Source organism: Kitasatospora sp. NPDC038210 (genome assembly GCF_055600605.1).
On record NZ_JBVJYK010000010.1, the window covers coordinates 275304 to 298433 of the forward strand.

Annotated in this window: 18 protein-coding genes; 8 read left to right on the plus strand and 10 right to left on the minus strand. The window is 75.2% G+C overall.

Going from position 1 to position 23130, the window contains the following annotated elements; all coding sequences use genetic code 11:
- Positions 1–72: 72 nt before the first annotated feature.
- The 3 genes from ACZ7KX_RS22080 to ACZ7KX_RS22090 form a co-directional block, all read right to left on the minus strand.
- Entirely contained in the window at positions 73–1770 is a 1698-nt protein-coding gene (locus tag ACZ7KX_RS22080) for a SulP family inorganic anion transporter (protein WP_470327921.1), read from the minus strand.
- A 68-nt stretch (positions 1771–1838) separates the two neighbouring features.
- A complete protein-coding gene (locus tag ACZ7KX_RS22085; RefSeq protein WP_470327922.1) occupies positions 1839–4583 on the minus strand; it encodes a cation-translocating P-type ATPase in 2745 nt (914 codons plus the stop codon).
- Between the two features lie 35 nt (positions 4584–4618).
- Entirely contained in the window at positions 4619–5566 is a 948-nt protein-coding gene (locus ACZ7KX_RS22090; protein WP_470327923.1) for a polyphosphate kinase 2 family protein, read from the minus strand.
- Between the two features lie 243 nt (positions 5567–5809).
- On the opposite strand from ACZ7KX_RS22090, the gene ACZ7KX_RS22095 reads away from it, so the two are divergent.
- From ACZ7KX_RS22095 to ACZ7KX_RS22115, 5 genes are all read left to right on the plus strand, one after another.
- Entirely contained in the window at positions 5810–6301 is a 492-nt protein-coding gene (locus tag ACZ7KX_RS22095; RefSeq protein ID WP_470327924.1) for a DUF1269 domain-containing protein, read from the plus strand.
- A 742-nt stretch (positions 6302–7043) separates the two neighbouring features.
- Positions 7044–9650, plus strand: a complete 2607-nt coding sequence (gene lanKC / locus ACZ7KX_RS22100; RefSeq protein WP_470327925.1) for a class III lanthionine synthetase LanKC — start codon at positions 7044–7046, stop codon at positions 9648–9650.
- 217 nt (positions 9651–9867) lie between these two features.
- Positions 9868–9993 (plus strand): SapB/AmfS family lanthipeptide, encoded by a 126-nt coding sequence (locus ACZ7KX_RS22105; RefSeq protein WP_350522840.1) that lies wholly within the window; start codon positions 9868–9870, stop codon positions 9991–9993.
- Between the two features lie 378 nt (positions 9994–10371).
- Entirely contained in the window at positions 10372–12003 is a 1632-nt protein-coding gene (locus ACZ7KX_RS22110; protein WP_470327926.1) for an ATP-binding cassette domain-containing protein, read from the plus strand.
- A 242-nt stretch (positions 12004–12245) separates the two neighbouring features.
- Positions 12246–13985: an ATP-binding cassette domain-containing protein gene (locus ACZ7KX_RS22115; RefSeq protein ID WP_470327927.1), complete on the plus strand. Its 1740-nt coding sequence runs from the start codon at positions 12246–12248 to the stop codon at positions 13983–13985.
- 42 nt (positions 13986–14027) lie between these two features.
- On the opposite strand, the gene ACZ7KX_RS22120 is transcribed toward ACZ7KX_RS22115, so the two are convergent.
- From ACZ7KX_RS22120 to ACZ7KX_RS22130, 3 genes are all read right to left on the minus strand, one after another.
- The gene (locus tag ACZ7KX_RS22120; RefSeq protein ID WP_350522843.1) at positions 14028–14717 is read right to left on the minus strand and encodes an SDR family oxidoreductase; all 690 of its coding nucleotides are present in this window, start codon (positions 14715–14717) and stop codon (positions 14028–14030) included.
- 122 nt (positions 14718–14839) lie between these two features.
- Complete coding sequence (locus tag ACZ7KX_RS22125) at positions 14840–15487, minus strand: cytochrome b/b6 domain-containing protein (protein WP_470327928.1); 648 nt, start codon at positions 15485–15487, stop codon at positions 14840–14842.
- Positions 15471–16181: a molybdopterin-dependent oxidoreductase gene (locus tag ACZ7KX_RS22130; protein ID WP_350522845.1), complete on the minus strand. Its 711-nt coding sequence runs from the start codon at positions 16179–16181 to the stop codon at positions 15471–15473. Before ACZ7KX_RS22130 ends, ACZ7KX_RS22125 begins: the two co-directional genes overlap by 17 nt.
- A 125-nt stretch (positions 16182–16306) precedes the next feature.
- On the opposite strand from ACZ7KX_RS22130, the gene ACZ7KX_RS22135 reads away from it, so the two are divergent.
- Complete coding sequence (locus ACZ7KX_RS22135) at positions 16307–16705, plus strand: hypothetical protein (protein ID WP_470327929.1); 399 nt, start codon at positions 16307–16309, stop codon at positions 16703–16705.
- Positions 16706–16784: 79 nt separating this feature from the next.
- On the opposite strand, the gene ACZ7KX_RS22140 is transcribed toward ACZ7KX_RS22135, so the two are convergent.
- Positions 16785–17480 carry a hypothetical protein gene (locus ACZ7KX_RS22140; protein ID WP_350522847.1) on the minus strand — a complete coding sequence of 232 codons (696 nt, stop codon included), beginning with the start codon at positions 17478–17480 and terminating at the stop codon, positions 16785–16787.
- Positions 17481–17601: 121 nt separating this feature from the next.
- Positions 17602–18798, minus strand: coding sequence for a TIGR03364 family FAD-dependent oxidoreductase (locus ACZ7KX_RS22145; RefSeq protein WP_470327930.1), 1197 nt, complete (start codon positions 18796–18798; stop codon positions 17602–17604).
- A gap of 162 nt (positions 18799–18960) precedes the next feature.
- Between ACZ7KX_RS22145 and ACZ7KX_RS22150 the strand changes: the two genes are divergently transcribed.
- The gene (locus tag ACZ7KX_RS22150) at positions 18961–19722 is read left to right on the plus strand and encodes a GntR family transcriptional regulator (protein WP_470327931.1); all 762 of its coding nucleotides are present in this window, start codon (positions 18961–18963) and stop codon (positions 19720–19722) included.
- Between the two features lie 4 nt (positions 19723–19726).
- The gene (locus tag ACZ7KX_RS22155; protein WP_470327932.1) at positions 19727–20416 is read left to right on the plus strand and encodes a phosphonatase-like hydrolase; all 690 of its coding nucleotides are present in this window, start codon (positions 19727–19729) and stop codon (positions 20414–20416) included.
- Between the two features lie 116 nt (positions 20417–20532).
- Here ACZ7KX_RS22155 and ACZ7KX_RS22160 read toward each other — a convergent pair whose 3' ends face one another.
- Positions 20533–21258, minus strand: a complete 726-nt coding sequence (locus ACZ7KX_RS22160; RefSeq protein ID WP_470327933.1) for a DUF4232 domain-containing protein — start codon at positions 21256–21258, stop codon at positions 20533–20535.
- Positions 21259–21444: 186 nt separating this feature from the next.
- Positions 21445–22848, minus strand: coding sequence for a short-chain fatty acyl-CoA regulator family protein (locus ACZ7KX_RS22165; protein ID WP_470327934.1), 1404 nt, complete (start codon positions 22846–22848; stop codon positions 21445–21447).
- Positions 22849–23130 lie beyond the last annotated feature (282 nt).

Below are 23130 nucleotides of genomic sequence, written 5' to 3' on the forward strand. Positions count from 1 at the left end.
AGGATCGGGTCGGGGCGCGGGGGCGCCCAGGGTCGGACGACCCGGTCGTCCGGGCCCGGTGGTCCCTCTCCGTCAGTCGGGCGGTGCGGCGTCCGGGGTGCCGTCCTCCCCCGCCCAGGAGCGGTAGGCGGCGACCGCCGTCGACAGGGCGGGGAAGATCCGGTCCGCGCCGACGGAGTCGCTCAGGCCGTACGCGTCGAGCTCGGCCCGCAGGTCCTGCTTGACCCGGGCCAGGGCGAACACGATGCCGCGGTCGGCCAGTTCGAACCGCAGGGCGTCCAGCGAGTCCAGCGCGGTGATGTCCACCTCGACGTTCGCCTCGGTGTTGAGGACGAACCACCGTACCGGCTCGGGCTGTTCGGCCAGAGCGGCGAGGGCGCGGCGGCGGAGGTTCTCCGCGTTGGCGAAGAACAGCGGGGAGTCGTAGCGGTAGATCAGCAGTCCGGGGATCGTCCGCGCCTCCGGGTAGTCGTCGACGTCGTGCATCCCGGCCACGCCCGGGACGACGCCCAGCACCGCGTCGTGCGGTCGCGCGACCCGGCTGAGCAGCTCGATCACCGACAGTCCGACCGCCACCAGCACGCCGTAGAGGATGTCCAGGGCCAGCACGCCGAGCATGCAGCCGAGCGCCAGCAGCAGTTCGCGGCTCCGGAACGAGGCCAGCCGGCGGAAGCCGGAGAGGTCGATCATCCGCAGCGCGGCGAACACCACCAGGGCGCCGAGCACCGCGTCCGGCGTGTCGTGCAGCAGCGGGCTGAGGAACAGCAGCACGGCGACCACGCCGAGGCCGGCCGCGAGCGCGTACGCCTGGCTGCGGCCGCCCGCCGACTGAGCCAGGGCGGTCCGGCTGGCGCTGCTGCTCACCGGGAAGCCCTGGAAGAACCCGGCGCCGAGGTTGACCGCGCCGAGGCCCAGCAGTTCCTGGTTGGCGTCCAGCCGCCGTTCCTGGCCGGAGTCCTCGAAGGCGCGGGCGGTGAGGATGAAGTCGGTGTAGCCGACGAGCAGGATGCCCAGGGCGGGCAGCACCAGCTTGTTCAGCTGGCTCAGGTCCGGCAGCGCTGGGCGGGGCAGCCCGGCCGGGATGTCGCCGATCACCGCGAGGCCGTGGTCCTGGAGCGAGAAGGCCGCCGAGACCGCGGTGCCGAGCACGACGGCGAGCAGCGGGCCGGGCAGCTTCGGCAGGAAGCGGGCCACCAGGAGGAGGAAGAGCAGGGTCGCGACGCTGAAGGCGACCGTCGGCAGGTGCGCCTCGGTGATGTCCGACGCAAACGACACCAGCTGCGGGAAGAAGCCCTCCCCCTCGATGTCGATCCCGGTGAGCTTGGACAGCTGGTCCACGATCATGATCAGTGCCACACCGGCGAGGTAGCCGATCAGCACCGGCCGGGAGAGCAGGTCGGCGACGAAGCCGAGCCGGGCCAGCCACGCCAGTACGCACAGCAGGCCGACCACCACGGCGAGGCTCGCGGCCAGGACGGCGTAGCGGCCGGTGTCGCCACCGGCCAGCGGCCCGACCACGGTCGCGGTCATCAGCGCCGTGGTCGATTCGGGCCCGACCGACAGCAGCCGGGACGAGCCGACGAGGGCGTACAGCACGATCGCGGGCAGGATCGCCCACAGTCCGGTCACCGGCGGCAGGCCCGCCACGCTCCCGTACGCCATGACCTGCGGCACCAGGTAGGCGACCACGGTGGCACCGGCCAGCAGGTCGCCGCGCAGCCAGTCCCGCCGGTAGCCGCGGAGCACCGCGAGCCCCGGCAGGGTCGGCACGAAGCGGTGCCGGCCGTCGCCTCTGCCGCCGTCGGCACCGGGCGTCCGCGGGGGACCCTGGGGCGCCGTCACGGACGGTCGGCGGTCGCCGCGGTGCCGTCGCCGGCCGGCGACCTGCGGGCCAGGAACTTGCCCAGCTCCCACAGCAGCAGGAGGGCGACGGCGGCCAGCAGCGCCCAGCCGAACTGCCGGGCGTTGATGTCGGTGGTCCCGAGGATGCGGTGGAACGCGTCCATCTGGGTGACCAGCACCGCCAGGACGAACTCGCCCAGGGCCGCCCGGTTCATCTGCTTGCTGTCGAAGGTGTCGGCGCTCAGCGCGGACGCCCGCTCGCTGCGGCACTCGAAGGCCGCCACGATCAGGCAGAGCGCGAAGGCGGTGAACGCGATCGAGTTGCCGACCTGCGCGCTGTGGTAGTGCGCCTCGCCCAGCTTGGTCAGCCCGAGCAGGGCGACGGTGACGGCCAGTCCGGCGAGCCCGACGGTGATCATCACCGGACCGGTCAGCACCGTCTCGCCGCGCGGGCGCGGGGTGCGCCGCATCAGACCGGGGCTCTCCCGGTCGAAGCCGAGGGCGAAGCCGAACGGGGCGTTGACCACGAAGTGGACCCACAGGACCTGCGCCGGGGTGAACGGCTCGCCCGCGGCGATGTTCAGGAGCGCGGCGCCGAGGAAGGTCAGCACGAAGGTCACCAGCAGCACCAGGACGAACCGGATGTACTTGGTGAGGTTGTCGTAGAGCTTCCGGCCCTCCTCCACGGCGTAGACGATGGTGGCGAAGTTGTCGTCGGACAGGACCATCCGGCTCGCGTTCTTCGCCGCGTCGGTGCCGCTGCCCATGGCGATCCCGATGTCGGCGGCCTTGATGGCAGGCGCGTCGTTGACGCCGTCGCCGGTCATCGCGACCACGTCGCCCTTCTGCTTGAGCGTGGCGGCGAGCAGCACCTTGTGCTCGGGCGCGACCCGGCCGACCACGCCGATGCCGTCGATCCGGGCCAGCCGCTCGTGCTCCGGCAGGGCTGCGAAGTCGGCGCCGAGGACGGCCTCGCCGTCGATGCCCAGCTGGCGGGCGATGGCCGCCCCGGTGGTCACGTCGTCGCCGGTCACCATGCGGACCCGGATGTGCGCGGCCTGCGCGCTGGCGACCGCCACCCGTGACTCCTCGCGCGGCGGGTCGACCATGGCCACCAGGCTGGTCATCCGCAGGCCGTCGACGAGCGCCAGCAGGTCGCCGCCCGGGTCGAACTCCGCCGGGTCCAGGTCACGGACGGCCCCGGCCATCACCCGCAGTCCCTCGCCGCCCATCCGCTCGGTCTGCGCACGGGCGCGTCCGCTGAGGTCCGCGTCCCAGGGGACGACCGCGCCGTTGGAGAGCGCGGTGGCGGCGCGGGCCGTCACCGCGGGCGCCGCGCCCTTCACGAAGCACCGCACCACCGGCCGGCCGTCCGTGTCCTTCGCCTCGTTGAAGCTGGCCATCAGCTTGTAGCTCGGGTCGAAGGGCAGGGTGGCGAGGCGGGGGAAGCGCTCCCGGGTGGCCTCGATGTCCAGCCCGGCCTTGTGGCCGAGGACGAGCAGGGCGCCCTCGGTCGGGTCGCCGACGACCCGGCCCTCGACCAGCTTGGCGTCGTTGGCGACGAGGTAGGGCAGGACGGCCTCCTCGATGCTCGGGGCGGAGCCCGCGGCGTGGTGGATGCTCCCGTCGAGGCGGTAGCCGGTGCCGGAGACGGTGTAGCGGTCCACGGGGGTGACCACCTCCACCACCGTCATCTGGTTCATCGTCAGGGTGCCGGTCTTGTCGGAGTTGATCGCCGAGGTGAAGCCGAGCGTCTCGACGGACGGCAGCTCCTTGACGATCGCGTTCCGCTTGGCCAGGTTGAGGCTGCCCACGGAGAGGATGACCTGGCTGACCGTCGGCAGCGCCTCCGGGATGGCCGCGATGGCCAGCGAGACCGCGCTGACGAACAGGGCGTCCCAGGCCTGGTCGCGGCTGCGGCCGAGCGCGAACATCACGATCATGGTCAGGCCGGCCGCCGCCGCGATCCACAGCGTCAGCGTGTTGAGCTCCCTGGTGAGCGGCGACTGCTCCTTCTCGGTGGCCGAGAGCATCCCGGAGATCTTGCCCAGTTCGGTGCCCTCCCCGGTCGCGGTGATGACGAGCAGTCCGCTGCCGTGGGTCACCGGGGTGTTCATGAACGCCATGTCGGTCTGGTCACCCGGGCTCAGCCGCTCGCCCGTCACGGTGCCGGCGTCCTTCGCGGCGGGGACGCTCTCACCGGTCAGCGCCGACTCGTCGATCTGCAGCGCGCTGGCCTCGACGATCCGGCCGTCCGCCGGGACCTCGTCGCCCGCCCGGACGAGCACCACGTCGCCCACGACCAGCTGCTCGGCCGGGATCTCCGCCTCCGTACCGTCCCGCCGCACCCGCGCGGTGGCCTTCATCATCGACCGCAGCGCGTTCATCGCGCTCTCGGCCTTGCCCTCCTGCCGCAGGCCGACGACCGCGTTGAACAGGGTCAGCACGATCAGCAGGATCGCGGTGGTCCACTCCTTGATCGCCAGCGAGACCACCGCCGCCGCCACCAGGATGATCTGCATGTAGCTGCGGTACTGGTCGAGGAAGCGGAGCCAGTTCGGCTTGGCCTTCTCCTCGGGCAGCGCGTTCGGCCCGTGCGCGGCGAGCAGTTCGGCCGCCCTGGCCGCCGTCAGCCCGGTCGCCGGGTCCACGCCGAGCGCCGCCGCGACCTCCCGGGCGGGCCGCGCGTACCAGGGGTCCGGGGGATCCTGCGGTCCGGGCAGGCCGCTCTGCTCCGCCATGTCCACTCCTCAAGGTCCGGAAGGTCGACGTCGCCTCAGTCGGTGCGGTGCTCGGCCGCGTACGGGTCGCGCGCGGCGCCCCGGGGGGCCTCCCGCTCCAGGCGGCGCTTGGCGACGAGGAGTTCCTTCCGCGCCTCGTCCCCGACCGTGGGGTACTGCGGATCGATCCCGATCAGCGTGTGGGCGAGCACCGCCGCCGCGCAGATGCGCGCGAACCACTTGCGGTCCGCCGGCACGACGTACCAGGGCGCCCAGGGCGTGCTCGTGGCCGACAGCATCTCGGAGAACGCCTCCTGGTAGTCGTCCCACCGCTCGCGCTCGCGGATGTCGGCCGCGGAGAACTTCCAGTTCTTCTCCGGCAGGTCGATCCGCTTCAGGAAACGGGTGCGCTGCTCCTCCTTCGAGAGGTTCAGGAAGACCTTCACCACCTTGATCCCGTTGTCGGTGAGGTAGCGCTCCCAGTCGTTGATCTCCCGGTAGCGGCGGTGCCAGACCCCGGGGCCCTTGGCCTCCTCGGGCAGCTTCTGCCGGTCGAGGTTCTCCGGGTGGACCCGCACCACCAGGACCTCCTCGTAGTGGGACCGGTTGAAGATCCCGATGTCGCCGCGGGCCGGGAGCCGCTGCGCGTACCGCCACAGGTAGTCGTGGTCCAGCTCCTCCGCCGAGGGCACCTTGAAGCCGCTCACTCTGACGCCCTGCGGGTTCACCCCGCTCATGACGTGGCGGATCGTCCCGTCCTTGCCGCCGGCGTCGAGCGCCTGGAGGCAGAGCAGCACGCCGTAGGTGTCCTGGGCCGCCAGCCGCGACTGGTACTCCGCGAGCAGCGAGACGCCGGTGCGCAGCAGCTCCGCGCCCTGTCGCTTCTTCAGGCCCGCCTTGTAGCGGGGGTCGAAGTCCTCCGCCAGGTCCACGCTCGAACCCGGCTTCACCCGCAGCGGCTTGACGAACTTCGCAATGCGCTTGGCCGTCCGTGCGTCCGACATCGCCCCTACCACGTCCTCTCGGGAGAGTGCTACGTGCCACGCTGCGGCAGCCGGGTGGACGCGGCAATCCGGCGGCGTCCTTCCGGGGCGGCCCAGTCGGGGTCCCGCCGGGGTGCCGGCCGGGGGTTGTGAAGGCGGGCCCCCGGGCCCCGGGTACCCCGTCCGGTGCGCGGGTGTGGCGGCACCGGGGCGCCGGGCCGACGATGGGCCTGACGTGCGCACCCCCTCTGACCGGAGACCACCATGGCGACCCTGACGGTATGGCGCTTCCCCACCGCTGCCGGAGCCGACGAAGCCCTCGAAACACTGAAGAAGCTGCAGCGCCAGGAGCTGATCAAGGTCCAGGACGGAGCCGTGGTCAGCTGGCCGGGCGACGCCCGGAGGCCGAAGACCCGCCACCTGAGCGACATGACCGGCATGGGCGCCCTGGGCGGTGCCTTCTGGGGCTTCCTGCTGGGGCTGATCTTCTTCGTGCCGATCCTCGGCGCCGCGATGGGCGCGGCCGGCGGCGCGCTGGGCGGCCACCTCGCCCACCTCGGCATCGACGAGGACTTCATCAAGCGGCTGCGGGACAAGGTGACGCCCGGCACCTCCGCGCTGTTCGTCCTCAGCACCGACGCCGTGCTCGACGCCGTCCGGTCCTCGTTCGAGGGCATGCACGCCGAGCTCCTGGAGACGAACCTCTCGCCGGAGGAGGAGGCCCGGCTGCGCGAGGCGTTCACCGAGGGCGAGTGAGGACCGGGCCGCCGGGCGCGTCCTCCGCTCCGGGCGGGGAGCTCCGGGCCGGGCGGTCCGCGTGGCCGCGATCTGCGTGGCCGGCCGCCGACGCCGTCCGGGCGGTGAGGCCGGCATCGCCCGGGCGGTGAGGGGGCGGCGCGCGCCGTGACGGCGGGCGCCCCGTCGGCGTCCCGGGCGCACGAGATCGTCCGTCCCCGGGTGCGCGCCGTCGGACCGACCGGTGCGCCGACGGTTGCGCCGGACGAGCGCCGGGAGGAATCCGGCCACGACCGGGTTCCCCGGGGGTGATCGTGCGCCACCGAACGGTGCGCACCCCCCGGGTGACGGCCGCGGCGCCGCCGCCGGCCGCTGCCGGTCCGCCGCTCCGGCGGGCTGCCGCCGCCGTCAACCACCGGCCGGGCCGCGCGACCTGCGCCCGAGTCGATCAGCTCCCCGCCACCCCCGCGACGGGGAGCAGTCATCCCTGCACCCGGAGCGATCACCGCTGGTGGGGGGCCATGCCATTCATTCCGATCAATATTCCGATGGGATATTCGGCCAAACATCCCGGAGCCTCTGGCGTCCGGTCGAACGCTGACCGCAGACTCTCCCCGGACCGCTCACCAGGTGCACCGGCCTCCCACCCGAGGCCTTCACACGAGCGGCCCGCCTCTCCCAGGTTTCTCCCCCGGCCCAGTGGTGCCGTGCGCCCGGACGACGGTGCGCGGCGACGCTGCTCGACGCCTCCTGGAGGATTCCGATGGACATGCGCTACGAGGCGTACTCCTACGCCGACCCGCTCTTCTACGACTCGCCGGTCCGCTGGGCCACGCTGGAGGAGTTCCCCGAGGCGGTCGAACCGGCACCGGCCGGCTGGACGCGCAACGCCCGCGAGGTGTGGGTGGGATTCCAGCCCGACGACCTCCGGCTGCCCGAGCAGGGCTGGAAGATCCACGTCTCGGCGTGCATGGACAACGCCCCGCGGATCCTGGACGTCGTCCGCACCCACTGCCTCACCCACCGCGTGGCGTTCAAGTTCCTGCGCAGCCCGGCGCTGGTCCAGACGCAGAACGCGAAGTACGCCCCGCGCGGCTCCAGCGGCAAGTTCATGACGCTCTACCCCGTCGGCGACGGCGCGCTGGAGCGATGTCTCACCGACCTCGACGCCGCCCTCGCCGGCGAACCCGGGCCGTACATCCTCTCCGACCTCCGCTGGCGGGAGGGCCCGCTCTACCTGCGCTACGGCGGGTTCGTCGAGCAGTTCTGCCGCACCGAGACCGGCGAACTGGTCCTCGCCTTCCGCGAACCCTCCGGCGCGCTGCGCCCCGACGTCCGCCGGGCCGTCTTCGAGGTGCCCGAGTGGGCGCCGGTGCCCGCCGTCCTCGCCCCGGCCCTGGCCGACCCGGCGCGGACCGGCCCGAGCGAGTTCCCGTACGCGGTGGAACGGGCCCTGCACTTCTCCAACGGCGGCGGCATCTACCTCGGCCGGCACAACGACGGCGGTCCGCAGGTGGTGCTGAAGGAGGCCCGGCCGCACGCCGGCCTGGACCAGCGCGGCGAGGACGCCGTCCACCGGCTCGGGCGCGAACACGACGTGCTGCAACGGCTGCGCGGCCTGGACGCCGTACCGGACGCCCTCGGGTACCTCACCGCGTGGGAACACCACTTCCTCGTCCAGGAGTACGTCGAGGGCGAACCGCTGCACCGCTGGTTCGGGCTCAACTACCCGCTGGTGCACCCGGACGCGGGCACCGCCGCCGTCGAGGACTACCGGGCCGAGGCGCTGCGCATCCTCGACGCCGTGACCGAGGGCCTGCGCACGATCCACGACCGCGGCATCGTGTTCGGCGACCTCCACCCGCGCAACCTGATCGTCCGGCCGGACGGCAGCGTCGCCTTCGTCGACTTCGAACTCGCCTCCCCCGTCGACGAGTTCCTCCGGCCCGCGCTCGGCGCCGCCGGTTTCGCGGCCCCGCCCGGCTTGACCGGGTTCGCGGTCGACGAGCACGCGCTGGCCGCCATCCGGCTGTGGCTCTTCCTGCCGCTCATGCCGCTGACCGTCCTCAGCCCCGGGAAGGCGGGTGCGCTCGTCCGCGCCGCCCGGCACCGGTTCGGACTGTCCCCGCTGCTGCTGCCCGACCCGCCGGCTCCGGCCGCCGAGGTCGCGGGTGTCCCGGTCGCGGGCGCTGCGGAAGCTCCGGACCACGCCTTCGAGGAGCTGCTGGACGGCGGGCCCGACAGCTGGCCCCGGCTGCGCGCGGAACTCACCGCCGCCATCACGGCCGCCGCCACACCGGACCGCACCGACCGGCTCTTCCCCGGCGACCCGGGCCAGTTCACCCACGACGGACTCGGCCTGTCCTACGGCGCGGCCGGCGTGCTCTGGGCCCTGCACACCACCGGCGCCGAGATCGACCCCGACCACGTCCGCTGGCTGACCGCCGCGGTGCACCGGGAACCCTGCCGGTCCGGCCTGTTCATCGGCGCACACGGCGTCGCCTACGTCCTGGACCTGCTCGGGCGGCGCGCCGAGGCCCTCGACCTGCTGGAACGGCTGGGCAAGGACGACGTCGACGGCCTCGGCCCCGACCTCGCCGGCGGCCTGGCCGGAGTCGGCCTGACCCTGTGCCACTTCGCGCGGACCACCGGCGACCGGGCCCTGCACGAAGCCGCCGTGGACGCCGCCGAACGCGCCGTCACCAAACTCGGACTCCACCTGCCGGACGGCGCGGCCACCGGGGCAGGGGCCGCGGCCGGGGCTCGGACCGGGTTGATGCACGGCCCCACCGGAGCCGCCCTCCTGCTGCTGCACCTCTTCGAGGACTCCGGCGACCCGGCGCTGCTGGACCTCGCCCGGCGCGCCCTGGACCGTGACCTCGCCCGCTGCGTCCTCGCCGAGGACGGCACCCTCCAGGTCGACGACGGCACCCGGGTCCTGCCCTACCTGGAGTCCGGCAGCGCCGGCATCGCCGCCGTCCTCCACACCTACCTGCGGCACCGTCCGGACGCCGCGCTCGCCGAGCGGCTGGAGCAGATCCGCGGCGCCGCCCGGCCCGAGTTCATCGTCCAGTCGGGCCTGTTCAACGGACGGGCCGGCCTGATCGCGCTGCTCCGGCAGGCCCAGGGCGGGAGCACGGAGCACGCGGACACGATCCGTCGCCACATCCGCCGGCTCGCCTGGCACGCCATCCCCTACCAGGGCCACCCGGCCTTCCCCGGCGAGCAGTTGCTCCGCCTGTCGATGGACCTCGCCACCGGCACCGCCGGCGTGCTGACCGCGCTCGGGGCGGTGTTCGCGGACACTCCGGCGATGCCGTTCTGGCCCTCCACGGCGGGCCCCGACGGACCGCGAGCGAACCCCGCCTGAGCGGCCGGTCGTCCCGACCGCCCCGACCGTCCCGACCACCCGGATCATCCAGACCACTCGGACCCGCCGGACGTCCCACCCGGTCCGACCCGCCCCGCCGTTCCCACGGCACGCCGAGCGCCACCTCCGGCCGGCTGCCCACCCCGCGGCGTCACCGCCGCCCACGAGTTCCGGCGACTGCCGGGAGCACCGCACCACAACCCGATGGGAGTTCACCATGTCGATCCTGAACCTGCAGGCCCTGGAGACCGTCGAGGAGACCGTCGAGTACCGCTCGGTCCTCAGCTCGCTGAGCGCCGTCAACTGCACCAACAGCACGGTCAGCACCCTGCTCTGCCTCTGAGCAACCGCCGGCCGCGGGCTCGTCCCGCGGCCGGCGTCCGAGGCGGGCCGGCCCCGTGGGTCCGGGGCCCGGCCCGCCGAGGACGCCACCGGGCCCCGGTCACGCGACCGGGGCCCGGTTCCCGTTCCGGCCCATTCCCGGCCCTTCCCGGCCCTCCCAGGCCCGGTCCCCGTTCCCGGGCCGGGCGAGGCACCCGTCCGGAGGTCACCCGTGCCGACCGAACCCTCCCCGCCTGCGGCGCTCCGCACGGATCCCGCCCGCCCGGATACCGACCGCCCCGCGCCCCCCGGCCCGGACCCCGCGCGGCCCGCCAGCGGGAAGCGGCGGACCACGGGCCTGCGCCAGGTACTCGCCCTCACGCACCGCCGGTCGGCCGTCATGGCCCTCGCCGTCGCCACCAGCACGGGCGCGACCCTGGCCCTCCCCGCCGTCCTCGCCCACGCCGTCGACGCGGCGCTGGCCGGCGCGGGCGCCCGGGGCGTCCTGCCGCTGGCCGGAACGCTCGCCCTGCTCGCCGGCTCCGAGGCCGTAGGCCAGTACGCCGGGCCCGCGATCTCCACCGACGCCGCCGCGCGCCTGCGCGAGCACGCGGTGCGCCGGGTGCTCGCCGGCAGCCCGCTCGGGGCGCACCGGCTCCCCGTCGGCGACGTCGCGGCGCGGCTGACCGCGAGCGCCCCGCAGGCCGCCCTCGCCGCCCCGGCCGTGGTCTACTCCGTGGCCCAACTCGCCATGGCCGTGGCGGCCCTGGTGGCCCTGGCGGTGCTCGCGCCGACCGCCGCGCTCGCCTTCCTCGGCACCGCCCCGCTCGGGTACGCGGCGATCCGCCGCCAGCTGCGCCGCACCACCCGGCTCGGCGAGGGGTACCAGCAGGCGCAGGCCGACATCGCGGTCCGGCTGCTCGACGCCCTCTCCGGCAGCCGCAGCATCGCCGCCGCGCACGCCGTGGACCGCGAGATCGCGCGCGTCCTGCGCCCCGTCCCCGCGCTGTCCCGGCACGGGCGGGAGCTCTGGGACAGTCAGCGCCGGATCGCCTGGTGCTCCGCCCTGCTCGCCCCGGCGACCCAACTCGCCGTGCTGGCGGCCGCCGGAGTTGCGGTGAGCGCCCACGCGCTGTCCGTCGGCGGGCTGCTGGCCGCGCTCGGCTACACCGGCATCGGGCTCGGCGGGTTCGGCGCCGCCCAGAGCCTGCTCGACGTCTCCCGGGCCCGCGCCGGGACCGCCCGGCTCACCGAACTGCTGGACGCCCCGGTCCGCGCCCCGGGCACCCGTCCGCTGCCGGCCGCCGCGGGCCGCGGCGGCCGCCTGGAGCTGCGCGGCGTGGCCGTCCACGGGCCCGGCGGCCCCGTCCTCGACCGGCTCGACCTGACCGTCCCCGCCGGGAGCTGGACCGCCGTCGTCGGTGCCGACGACGCCGCCACCGCCGCGCTCGCCGCCGTCGCCGCCGGCCTGCTCGACCCGGACGACGGGACCGTCCTGCTGGACGGCGTCCCGCTGCCCGCCGTCCACCCCGACGAGCTGCGCACGGCCGTCGCCTGCGCCTTCGCCGATCCCGCCCTGCCCGGCCGGACGGTCGCGGACGCCATCGGCCTGGGCCTGGCGCCCGGCCCGGCGGAACGCCTGCACCGGGCCGCCCGGGCGGCCGGGGCCGACGTGTTCGTCCGCCGTCTCCCGGAGGGCTACCGCACCCCGCTGAGCCGGGCCCCGTTCTCCGGCGGGGAGCGCCAACGGCTGGGGATCGCAAGGGCGTTGGCCCGCAACGCCCGGCTGATCGTGCTGGACGACGCGACCTCCTCCCTGGACGCGGCCACCGAGAACCGGGTGCTGCAGGCCCTGCGGGACGAGGTCGGCGACCGCACCCGGCTGGTGGTCACCCGGCGGGCCGCGGTGGCCGCCCGCGCCGACGCGGTGGTCTGGCTCCGCGCGGGCCGGGTCCACGCGCAGTCCACGCACGAAGCGCTCTCCGGCGTGCCCGCCTACCGGGCCCTGTTCGGCGGCGGGCCGCAGGACTGACGCGGTCCGGCCCCTCGGGGCCTCCGCGCGCCGCGCCGTCACCTGCTGCTCGTCGCCCGCTGCCCGTCACCTCCCGCCACGTCACCCACGGCCCGTCGCCCGGGAAAGGTGCCCCGATGCCCCCGTCCACCGCTCCCCGCCCGGAACGACCGCACCCGCCGGAACGGCCCCACCCGCGGGATCGACCGCACCGACCGGCCCTGCACCTGCTGCGTTCCGCACTGGCCCGGAGCCGGCCGGCGGTGCTCCGGCTCCTCGCCTGGTCACTGCTCTCGGCGGCGCCGGCCCTGGTGTCGGGCAAGGCGCTGGCGCTGGCGGTCGACCGCGGCTTCATCGCCGGCCGGCCGGCCCAGGCGGCGGGCTGGCTCGCCCTGTTCGCCGTGGTCTCGTTGGCCGGCGCGTGGGCGTCACGGCAGGCGTACCCGTGGCTGGCCGAGGTCGTCGAGCCGATGCGCGACCGGCTCTTGGGCGGGGTGGTGTCCGGCATGCTCCACGACGCCGCAGCCGCGCCCGGGCGGCCGGACGGTTCGGGGGCGGTCGCGGTCGCCCGGCTCACCCGCCAGGTCGAGGTGGTCCGGGACACCGTCGCGGGACAACTCCTGGTGGTGTCCCACTTCGCGCTGACGGCGGTCGCCGTGGTGGCCGGCAGCGCCGCCCTCGCCCCGGCCGCCGCCGCGCTGATCGCGGGCCCGCTGCTGCTGTCGCTGCTCGCCTTCGCCGCCCTCGCCCCGGCCACCGCCCGGCGCCAGCGGGAGGCCTTCGCGGCGGAGGAGGAGCTGGCGCGGTCCTGCGCCGACGTCCTGCGGGCACTGCGCGACCTGGTCGCGTGCGGCGCCCGGGACGAGGCCGAGCGCGAGGTGCTGGCCACCGTCGCGGCGAACGAGGCGGCCGGCCTGGCCCTGGCCCGGCTCGCGGGCGCGCGCCGGCTGATCGTGTCCCTGGGCGCGCACCTGCCGCTGCTGCTGGTCGTCCTGGCGGCGCCGGGCCTGGTCGGCCGGGGGCTGACCCCGGGCGCGGTGGTCGGCGTGCTGGCGTACCTGACGGGCACGCTGGAACCGGCCCTGCGGCTGTTGGTGCAGGGCGCCGGCACCTCCTGGCTCCGGCTGGCGGTGGCCGCCGACCGCCTCGCCGGCGCGAGCCGTCCGGAGCCCTCCGCGAACGGAACGCCCGGCGACGGAACACCCGGGGACGGAACGCCCGGAGACGCAGCGGCGGCGGCTGCCGGCCCCCTCCCCGTGGACGGTTCGGTCGTGCTCTCCGGCGTCTGCTTCGCCTACGGCACCGACGCGGACCCGGTCCTCGACCGGCTCGACCTCGCCCTGCGCGACGGCGAACACCTCGCCGTCGTCGGCCCGTCGGGCATCGGCAAGTCCACGCTCGCCGACGTCCTGGCGGGCGTCGTGGCCCCGGACGAAGGCCGGGTGCTGCTCGGCGGGGTCGCGCCCGCCCGGCTGACCGGCCCGGACCTCGCCCGGGCCCGGGTCCTGCTCCCCCAGGATCCGTACGTCTTCACCGGGACGGTCGCGGAGAACCTCCGGTGGCTGTCACCGCACGCCGCGACGGCGGCCGTGCTCGACGCGGTCGACGCCGTCGGCGCGCGGTCCCTGGTGGAACGGCTCGGCGGACCGGACGGGCACCTCGCCCCGGCCGCGCTGTCGCCCGGCGAACGCCAGCTGATCGCGCTGGCCCGTGCGCACCTCTGCGAGGCGCGCCTCGTCATCCTCGACGAGGCGACCCGCCACCTCGACGCGACCGCGGAACGCCGGGTCGAGCAGGCCTTCCGCTCCCGGCCCGGCACGGTCGTGACCATCACCCACCGGATCGGCCCGGCCGCCCGCGCGGACCGGGTCCTGTTCCTGGACGGGTCGCGGCCCCGGCTGGGCACGCACCGCAGCCTGCTGGCCGAGGTGCCCGCCTACCGCCGGCTGACCGGCGAACCGGAGCGCGACGGGCTCACGGCGCCGCCCTCCGACGGGAGCTGACGGACCGGGCCGGGGCCCGCAGGGCCCGGCCGCGCCCGCCGTTCAGCAGCCCGGCCGGATCGTCAGCTCGCTCAGCGTGCCGTCCGCGGGGAAGTCCAGCACCCCGACCAGGGCCGCGGCCACGGACTCCGCGGCGAGGCAGATGCCCGGGTCGTACGGCAGGCCGAGCGCGCCGTGCAGCCGGGCCTGCATGGGGGTGTCGACCTCCCCCGGGAAGACCGTGGTGACCCGCACGCCGTTGCGGTACTCCTCCGCCCGCAGCGACTCGGCCAGCGCCCGCAACGCGAACTTCGAGGCCGCGTAGCCCCCCAGACCGGGCGGCGCGTGCAGCCCGGCGCCGGAGTTCACGAACACCACCCGGCCCGCGGCCGCGCGCAACGCGGGCAGCACCACGCGCGTCAGCTCGGCCGGGGCCACGCAGTTGACCGCCAGCATCCCCTGCCACACCGCCGGGTCGAGGCCCGCCACCGTGCCGGGCTCCAGCGTCCCGGCGACGTGCATCAGCGAGTCCAGCCGTTCCGGCAGCTCCTGCTTCCCGAGCGCGGCCGCCAGCGTCGTCGGCTCCGCGAGGTCCGCCGCCAGGGTGCGGCTCCCCGGGAACCGCGACCGCAGCTCCTCCGCCCGGGCCTCGTCCCTGGCCAGCAGCCAGAGGTCCTCGCCCCGCTCCGTGAGCACCCCGGCGACCGCCGCGCCGATTCCCGAGCCCGCACCGGTGATGAGATGAACGCCCATGCCGGCCCCCTTACCCACCGTGACCGCGTGGGAACGGCGATTTCCCGCCGTCCTGGCGGCGGGGTCCGGAAGGCCGGAGGCGTCACACCGTCACCCCGTCAGCCCGTCACCCCGCCGACCGGTCACGGGTGTTCGGACGAACCGGCGGGCTCCCGCTGCGGGCGCTCCGACGGCCGGTACTCCCACTGCGGGTGCTCCCGCTCCGCCCACGCGCGCTCCACCAGGCCGGTCCGCATCCCCAGCCGTGACTCCCGGTCCGCCATCGCCATCCGCACGTGCCCGGCGACCACGGTGGCGACGGCCAGGGCGAACCAGTCGTGGACGAAGGTCGCCCCGGTCCGCCAGGCCGGCGGCGACAGGTGCGTGAGCCACATCAGCAGACCGGTGCCCAGGATCACCAGCATCGATCCGAGCGTCCACTGCGCGTACAGCTTCTGTCCGGCGTTGAACTTGCCCGCCGGGCGCTGCGGTTCGCGCCTGCGCACGGCGCGCAGCCAGGCCCGGTCCGCCGGGGTGAAGCGGCTCAGCCGGGTCGCGTCCGCGCGCAGCGCCCGGGAGGTGAGCCCGAGCAGCAGCGGCACCGGCAGCGCCAGACCGCACCAGACGTGCACGGTCACCACCAGGTGACGGCGCCCGACCAGTTCGGCCAGCGGCGCCAGGTAGAGGCAGGCCGCGCTCGCCAGGCAGACCAGCATCAGGGCGGCGGTCGTGCGGTGCACCCAGCGCTCGGCGCGGGTGAAACGGAGGACCAGCTCAGCTCGTCGGCGCATCGTCCCGCCCGTTCGACCGGCCGACCCAGGCGTCGACGTCGTAGCCGTTGCCCTCCCAGTAGCCCGGGCGCACCGCGTCGGTGACGGTGATGCCCGAGAGCCACTTGGCGGACTTGTAGAAGTACATCGGTGCGACGTAGAGCCGCACCGGGCCGCCGTGGGCGTGCGTGATCGGGGCGTCCTGCAGCTTGAGCGCGACCAGCACGTCGTCCCGCCGGGCCTGCTCCAGGGTGAGGCTCTCGGTGTACGTGCCGTCGAAGCAGCTGAACGACACCGCCCTCGCGCCGGGCCGCACCCCGGCCGCGTCCAGCAGGTGCGCGAGCGGCACCCCCTCGAAGGGCGTGTCCGGGACGCGCCAGCCGGTCACGCACTGGACGTCGCGGACGAGCCGCTGCTGCGGCATCGCCTGCAGATCGGCGAGCCGGTGGCTCGTCGGGCGCTCCACCAGGCCGTCCACCGTCAGCGTGTAGGTCTCCGCGGTGCGGGTCGGCACCGAGGAGGCCACGGAGTAGTACCGGAAGACGCCGCCGCCCGGCAGCAGCCCGGTCACCCCGGTCGGGTCCGAGGCGGTGACGGCGTCCTGGGCGCGCTGGAGGTACGGGCCGGCCGCCACACCGGCCGCGCCCAGCCCCAGCAGGCCCAGCACGACCCGGCGGCCCACGGGTGTGCCCTCGGGGCGCTCGGTTCTCTTCACGGGCCGATTGGACCAGGTCGAAGCGGGTGGGCTCAACCCGCCCGGCGCCTCAGGCTGCGACGCACCCGCAGGCCGGCTCTGTCCGGCCCCTGGCCCGCCCGGTCGGCGGCGGCCACACTGCGGGCATGCGGAGACGGCGCGTGGCGGGCCTGCCGGGCCCGGTCGTGGTGGTGTCGGCGGTGTCGGCGGCGGCGTGCGGAGGGCCACCGGCGCCGCCGCCCGTCGCGTCCACGCCGTCGGCGGCGGCGAACCCGGTGGCCGACCCGGTGGCCGACTGCGTGCTGAGCGTGCTGCCCTGGCTGCGGACCTCCCTCGACGGCGGCACCGACCCTGGCGACTACCAGGAGATGGGCCTCTCCAGTGCCCGGGGCGGCGCGCTCCGCGAACTCCAGCGGCAGGCCGCCGTCCTGGGGGCGCAGGGGCCGCTGCCCTCCGGCTGGGCGGCCGCGGCGGTCCGGCGCGCCTGCGCCCCGGTCGCGACCGCCGCGGCCACGGCGGGTGCACGGCCGACCGGTTGGCCCTGACCCCGGACCACGCCGGGGCTCCCCCGGTGCCCCGGCCCGAACCTGGACTCCCCCCGGTGGACCCGGCCCGCCCCGGGGATCAGCCCGCCGCAGGCCGCTCGGCCACCGGGGCGGCACCGGAACCGGAGCCGGAGCCCGCCAGGGTGACGGGCAGGCCGGACTCGATGCGGCTGAGCAGCCGGCCGCCGTGGACGCCGGGCGCGTCGAAGCCGCGCAGGTCGTCGGGGTCGTCGTCGGCGCCGGCCAGGACCTCGGGCACCAGCACCGTCTCGGCAGGGCGGGGCGGTTCGGCGGCGGAGTCGGCGAGGTAGGCCGGTGCGAGGACGGGGCCGTGCAGGGTGCCCGCGACCAGGTCGGGGGCGAACTCGGCCGACAGCACCGTGACCCGGGCGTGCAGGTCCCCGTGGAGCATCACCAGCTTGTCGGTCATGTTGCCGACGAAGGCCTCGACGTGGACGTCGCCGCGGACGAGGAGTTTGGCGTCGCCCTCCAGGTAGACGGCGGCCGCCCTGAGGTCGCCGAGGACGATCAGCGCGGGGCAGCCGTCGTCGGTGTTGAGCACGGCGCCGGTGACGTCGAGGTCGCCGTCGACGATGTAGCCGGTGCCGTCCGGCTCGGCGGCGTCGAGGTCGAGGTGGCCCTCGATCGCCAGCGCACCGGCGTGGACGTCGTACTGCTCCTCGTAGAGGTTCTCGTAGGAGGAGCGGGGCAGGCCGCGGCGCTCGAAGAGGGCGACGGCCTGGTCCCAACTGTGCGGTGTGGTCGTGAGGTTCATGGCCGAACTGTGCCATGCGGCACTGTCAGCGGAGGGCGTCGGGGAACGGCTCCGCCCGGTGGCGGGTGCCACCGGGCGGGTCGATCGGACGGCGCGACCAGCCGGTGCGACCGGCCGGCGATCAGGCCGTCGGGGCGAGGGTGCCGTCGAAGGTGGCGGCGGCGAGGCCGAAGGACAGCGTCATGCCGATGCCCGAGGTGACGGAGATGGCGCGCACCCCCGGGGCCAGGTCGCGCACCAGCAGGGGCCCGCGGGGGCTGCTGGCGTAGACACCCTGCCAGCGTTCGAGGACCCGCAGGCGCTCCACGCCCAGCACCCGGGCGACCGCGTCGGTCAGCAGCTCGTGGGTGCGCTCGTCGACGAACGGCGTGGTGGTGGCGTCGTAGTGGTGCGAGTCGCCGACCAGGACCGTGCCGTCCGGGAGCCGGGTGAACATCACGTTGGCGCCGATGTCCAGCAGTTCGCTGCTGTGGCCCAGGACCTCCTCCCGCAGCCGGGCGGCCGAGGGGCGGGAGGTGAAGGCGTCGTAGCGGAGCATCGAGGTGGCCGTAAGCACCGCGGAGGAGGTGCGGAACCCGGCCGGGGCGGCGGCCCGCGCCATGGTGAGGCGGCAGCGCTGGATCCCGTGGTCCTCGGCGATGTCGGGGAACAGGTAGTCCAGGTCGTGGCCGACGCAGATCAGGATGCGGTCGCCGTGGACCGGCCCGCGCGTGGTGTGGACCGTCCCGGGCTCGACGCCGGTGACGGCGGTGCCCCACAGGACCCGTCCCTGCGGCTGCTCGGCCACCCAGCGGGCCAGGCCGGGCGCCGCCTCGCGCGGGTTGACCCGCAGGTCGGCGGGCAGGAAGGCGCCGCCCACCAGGTCGCCGGCGGCATGGTCCGCGCGGCCGAGCAGCGCGGCCGTCTGCGCGGCGGTGCGCAGCTCGACGGCGTCGCCGCCGCGCTCGTCGCGCAGCTCCTCCAGGACGGCCGCCTCGGTCGCGGACCGGGCCACCACCAGGGTGCCGGCCTCCTCGGCCCAGATGCCGACGGTTTCGGCGGCGCGCAGCCAGCCGGGCCGGGAGCGCTGGGCGAGGGCGAGCAGGTCGCCGTCCTGGGCGCTGATGCAGCAGTGGCCGAAGTTGCGGACCGAGGCGCCGACGGGCTGCCGGTCGCGGTCGACGACGGTGACGGACAGCCCGTTGCTCAGTGCCTCGAAGGCGTGGGCGAGGCCGATGATGCCGGCGCCGACGATCACCACGTCGCTGCGGCCGGGCGTGCCCGGTGCGTGCGTACGGGAGGAGGCGGGGGCGGTCGTGGGTGTGGTGCTGCTGCTCATGGCTCCAGGTTCCGGGGTCGTCAGCATCGCCGTCAAGACATGTATGTACAAGTTACCGTCTGTTCACCCGCGCGACGACCACGGGCGAGAACCCTCCACCAGGAGAAACGACCAGGTGGGCCGGCCTTGAGAAGTTCCGCCGTCGGGTGTCATAGTCGACTTGTGAAGACAAGTGACGAGCTTCCGCTCCACCAACGGCTCGGCGCCGAGTTCCAACGCCGCATCGAGTCCGGCCAGTGGCCCGAGGGCCTGCCGGTGCCCAGCGAGTCGCAGCTCTGCGCCGAGTTCGGCACCTCCCGCGGCCCGGTCCGCCAGGCCCTGGCCATGCTGCGCCACGAGGGCAGTCTGGTCGGCGGCCGCGGGAAGCCGCCCGTCGCCCGCCGCACGGCGCCCTCCCAGCCGTTCGGCACGTTCCTGTCCTTCACCCAATGGGCCCGCACCATCGGCCGCGAGCCGGGGCAGACCACCGTCGAGGTGGCCCGCCGCCGGGCGACCCCGGAGGCGGCCGCCCGGCTCGGCCTCGCCGAGGGCGCACCCGTCGTCGAACTGGTCCGACTGCGACTGCTGGACGACGTCCCGGCCATGCTGGAACGCTCCACCTTCGTCCACGAGGTCGGGCGCATCCTGTTCGACTTCGACCCGGACAGCGGATCCGTCTACGAAGAACTGCTGCGCCGCGAGGTCGACCTGCACCGCGCCCGGCACACCATCGACGCCGTCGCCGCCGAGCCGCAGGACGCCGAACTCCTCCGGGTCGCCGTCGGAGCCCCGCTGCTGCGCGTCCGCCGGCTCACCACGTCGAGCCGGGGCGTGCCGCTGGAGGACGCGGACGACCGCTACCTGCCCGCCATGGCCACCTTCACCATCGAGAACACCGTCGAAGGCCGAACCGTCATCGGCCGCTACCGCACCGAAGAGGACTGACACCGTGATCGAGCTCGCCGTCCTGGACATGGCCGGAACGACCATCAACGAGGCGGGTGCCGTCTACCGGGCGCTGCGCACCGCCGTCGAGCGCACCGGAGTGGCCGTCACCGAGGCCGACCTCCAGACCTGGATGGGCACCGACAAGCGCGAGGCCATCGCCGCCCTGGTCCGCATAGGCGGGGGCACCCCGACCCCGGAGCTCGTCGAGGACGGCTACGCCGCCTTCGCGGAGTTCCTGCGCGAGGCCTACCGGGCCACTCCCCCGCAGGCCATCGCCGGTGTCGAGGACGCCCTGGCCGAGCTGCGCCGACGCGGCATCAAGGTGGCCCTGACCACCGGCTTCAGCGACGACGTCGCGTACCCGCTGCTGGAGTCGCTGGGCTGGTCCACCGGCGAGGGCGGCAACCTCGACGCCGTGGTCACCTCGGACGAGGTCCCGCGCGGGCGCCCGGCGCCGCACATGATCCACCGGGCGATGGAGAAGACCGGGGTGATCGACACCCGCCGGGTGCTGGCCGCCGGCGACACCGTCGTCGACGTCGAGGCCGGCGCCAACGCCGGGGCCGGCGTGGTCATCGGCGTGCTGACCGGGGAACTCGACCGCGACGACTTCGAGGGGCACCCGCACACCTACGTGCTGGACAGCGTCGTCGACATCCCGTCGCTGCCCGAGGCCCGGCCGACGGCCTGAACCCACCGCCCGACCCCGCCACCGTGTGAGCCGCCGGGGAGTACGCCCGGGCGGCTCATGCGTCGGTCGGTGGGGCTGCGGCGACGGCGGTCGGGGCCGCCGCGGCGGACGCCCCGTCAGGACGGGCTGGTGGCCAGCAGCGCGGTGGTGGTCACCTTGTTGTCGCACTCGGCGAAGAGGCCGTCGTCCAGGGCCACCTGGTGCGCTCCCGCGCCGCCCGGCAGGCCCACCACGAGCGTGGGGTAGGCGACCGGCGTGGCCCCGGAGTCGCAGCCGCCGTCGCCCTCGCCCTGCACCTGGACGAAGGTGAGCTTCACCCAGGCCTTCCCGCCCGGGGCCACGCGGACCGGGGAGGCGGTACCGCTGTGGGTCACCGCGAGCGGGGCGTTGTGGTCCGGGGAGCCGTTGGCCGCCCCGGCGACGGTCGGGAAGCCCTGCAGCGTGCACGGGTGCGCCGAGGTGTTGGTGAACGCGACGATCGCCGCTCCCACCCCGGTGCCGTTGGGGCGCTGCTTCGCCTGGTGGGCCTCCACGGTCAGGTCAGTGGCCGCGCAGGCCGCGGCCGTTCCGGCGGACGGGGATGCGGTGGCCGGCGCGGTCCCGGTGGTCGGCGTCCCGGACGCCGTGGCGCCCGTGCCGGGGGCCGGGTGCGCGGTGCTCGGCGCGGCCGGGGCGGGGGCCGCCGCCGTCTGCGTCACGGTGGCCGCCGCGGTCGGCGCCGCGGCCGGCCCGGACCCGTCGTTCCCCGGCCCGCAGGCCGTGACGAGCAAGGCGGCGGTGACGGCCGAGACGACGGCGACCGCGGCTCTTCGGGTCTGCTTCCGGTACTGCGCGTGCTGCATGGTTCCCCCGAGGGTGGAGACGGAGTGGCGCCGGCCCTGTGCGGGCACCTGCCCCGTACACACCGCCGTTCGGGTGCCGGTTCCCCGAGCGCCCGGACGTGACAGAACGGTGACGGAGCCGCGAGACCGCCGTCGCACGGTGACGGAACCGGGACCGCTGTCGCACGGCGACGACCGGCCGGGCCGTCAGTCCCGGGGACCGGGCAGCGCGGGGTACGGCACGAAGCTGCTGCTGTGCTCGTCGACCGCCAGCCGCCGGCCGATCGCGGGCGCGGCCCGCTGCGGGCAGGCAGGGCGTTCGCACACCTTGCAGCCGAGGCCGATCGGGGTGGCGGCCCGCTCGTCGCCGAGGTCCAGTCCCGCCGAGTAGACGAGCCGTCCGGCGTGCCGGATCTCGCAACCGAGGCCGATGGCGAAGGTCTTGCCGGGGCGGCTCCAGCCGCCCGGGGAGCGGGTGACGGCGCGGGCGGTCCAGAGGTAGCGGCGGCCGTCGGGCATCGCGGCGATCTGGACGTGCACCCGGCCGGGCGCGGCGAAGGCCTCGTAGACGTTCCACAGCGGGCAGGTGCCGCCGGTGCGGGAGAAGTGGAAGTCGGTGGCGGACTGGCGCTTGGAGACGTTGCCCGCGCGGTCCACCCGGACGAAGGAGAACGGCACCCCGCGCAGCCGGGGGCGCTGCAGGGTGCTGAGCCGGTGGCAGACCGTCTCGTAGCCGACGCCGAAGTGGTCGGCGAGGTGCTCGATGTCGTAGCGCGCGGACTCGGCCTCCGCGTGGAAGGCCGTGTAGGGCAGGACGAGGGCGGCGGCGAAGTAGTTCGCCAGGCCGATCCGGGTGAGCGACCAGGCGGTGGAGCCCTCCGGGCTGTCCTCGGCCGCGAGTTCGGACAGCAGCGGGTCGTGTTCCAGGTAGCCGAGCTGGGTGGCCATCCGGAAGGCCTGCTGGCCCGGACGCAGCCGGTCCGACAGGCTCAGCACCCTGGTGCACGGGTCGTACCGGTGCAGGTGTTCGCCCCCGGCGGCGATCCGGACCCCGTGCGCGCCGGCCAGCCGGCCGGCCAGCGCCGTTCTCACCCCGCCGCGCCGGAGGTCGATCGCTCCTGCCAACTCCTCTGCCGCGGTGTCGAGTTCGTCGAGGTAGTTCCGGCGGCGGTAGAAGAACTCACGGACCTGCTCGTGCGGGGTGAGGGCGTCGGCCGCCGGGCCGCGTTCCCCGGCGAGGACGGCGAGCTGCTCGGCGACCGCCCGTCGGCTGCGGCCGAGGTCCATCAGCAGCCGGGCCACGGCGGGCAGTCGGGCCGCGAGTTCGTCGAGGTCCCCGGGGGTGACCCGGCCGGCGGCGATTTCCTCGCCGAGCGCGTCGCGCAGTTCGGCGGTGAGCCGGGCGCTGTCCGGCGGGGCGAAGTACCCGACCTCGACCCCGAAGGCCTCGGTGAGGCGCAGCAGGACCGGGACGGTGAGCGGGCGGGCGTCGTGCTCCAGCTGGTTGAGGTAGCTGGGCGAGAGGTCGAGCAGCCGGGCGAGGGCGGCCTGGCTCAGGCCGCGCTCCTCGCGCAGACGGCGCAGCCTGGCGCCGGCGAAGGCCTTTCCCATCGTGTCGTCCTCCCCCTTGCCTGCACCGACCCACCGCGGTCACCGACCCACCACGGGCACCGGCCCACCACGGGCACCGGCCCACCACGGGCACCGGCCCACCACGGGCACCGGCCCACCGCTCACACCACCGGTCGGCCCGGCGTGGGCAGCCTAGCCGCGGAACCGCCGGTCCGGCCTTCGCAACCTTCGCGGATTCGCCGGTGACCGTTCGCAGAAGGTGGCAACGGTCCACCGGTGACGGCCGCTTCACGAGCTGCCAGAGTCGGTGCTGCGGCCGGG

What these genes read in the sequence shown, in the direction of transcription:
- ACZ7KX_RS22085 (WP_470327922.1), bottom strand. Translation starts at nt 4,583, where the DNA reads ATGGCGGAGCAGAGCGGCCTGCCCGGACCGCAGGATCCCCCGGACCCC.
- ACZ7KX_RS22090 (WP_470327923.1), bottom strand. Translation starts at nt 5,566, where the DNA reads ATGTCGGACGCACGGACGGCCAAGCGCATTGCGAAGTTCGTCAAGCCG.
- ACZ7KX_RS22095 (WP_470327924.1), top strand. Translation starts at nt 5,810, where the DNA reads ATGGCGACCCTGACGGTATGGCGCTTCCCCACCGCTGCCGGAGCCGAC.
- lanKC (WP_470327925.1), top strand. Translation starts at nt 7,044, where the DNA reads ATGGACATGCGCTACGAGGCGTACTCCTACGCCGACCCGCTCTTCTAC.
- ACZ7KX_RS22105 (WP_350522840.1), top strand. Translation starts at nt 9,868, where the DNA reads ATGTCGATCCTGAACCTGCAGGCCCTGGAGACCGTCGAGGAGACCGTC.
- ACZ7KX_RS22110 (WP_470327926.1), top strand. Translation starts at nt 10,372, where the DNA reads ATGGCCCTCGCCGTCGCCACCAGCACGGGCGCGACCCTGGCCCTCCCC.
- ACZ7KX_RS22120 (WP_350522843.1), bottom strand. Translation starts at nt 14,717, where the DNA reads ATGGGCGTTCATCTCATCACCGGTGCGGGCTCGGGAATCGGCGCGGCG.
- ACZ7KX_RS22125 (WP_470327928.1), bottom strand. Translation starts at nt 15,487, where the DNA reads ATGCGCCGACGAGCTGAGCTGGTCCTCCGTTTCACCCGCGCCGAGCGC.
- ACZ7KX_RS22135 (WP_470327929.1), top strand. Translation starts at nt 16,307, where the DNA reads ATGCGGAGACGGCGCGTGGCGGGCCTGCCGGGCCCGGTCGTGGTGGTG.
- ACZ7KX_RS22140 (WP_350522847.1), bottom strand. Translation starts at nt 17,480, where the DNA reads ATGAACCTCACGACCACACCGCACAGTTGGGACCAGGCCGTCGCCCTC.
- ACZ7KX_RS22145 (WP_470327930.1), bottom strand. Translation starts at nt 18,798, where the DNA reads ATGAGCAGCAGCACCACACCCACGACCGCCCCCGCCTCCTCCCGTACG.
- ACZ7KX_RS22160 (WP_470327933.1), bottom strand. Translation starts at nt 21,258, where the DNA reads ATGCAGCACGCGCAGTACCGGAAGCAGACCCGAAGAGCCGCGGTCGCC.
- ACZ7KX_RS22165 (WP_470327934.1), bottom strand. Translation starts at nt 22,848, where the DNA reads ATGGGAAAGGCCTTCGCCGGCGCCAGGCTGCGCCGTCTGCGCGAGGAG.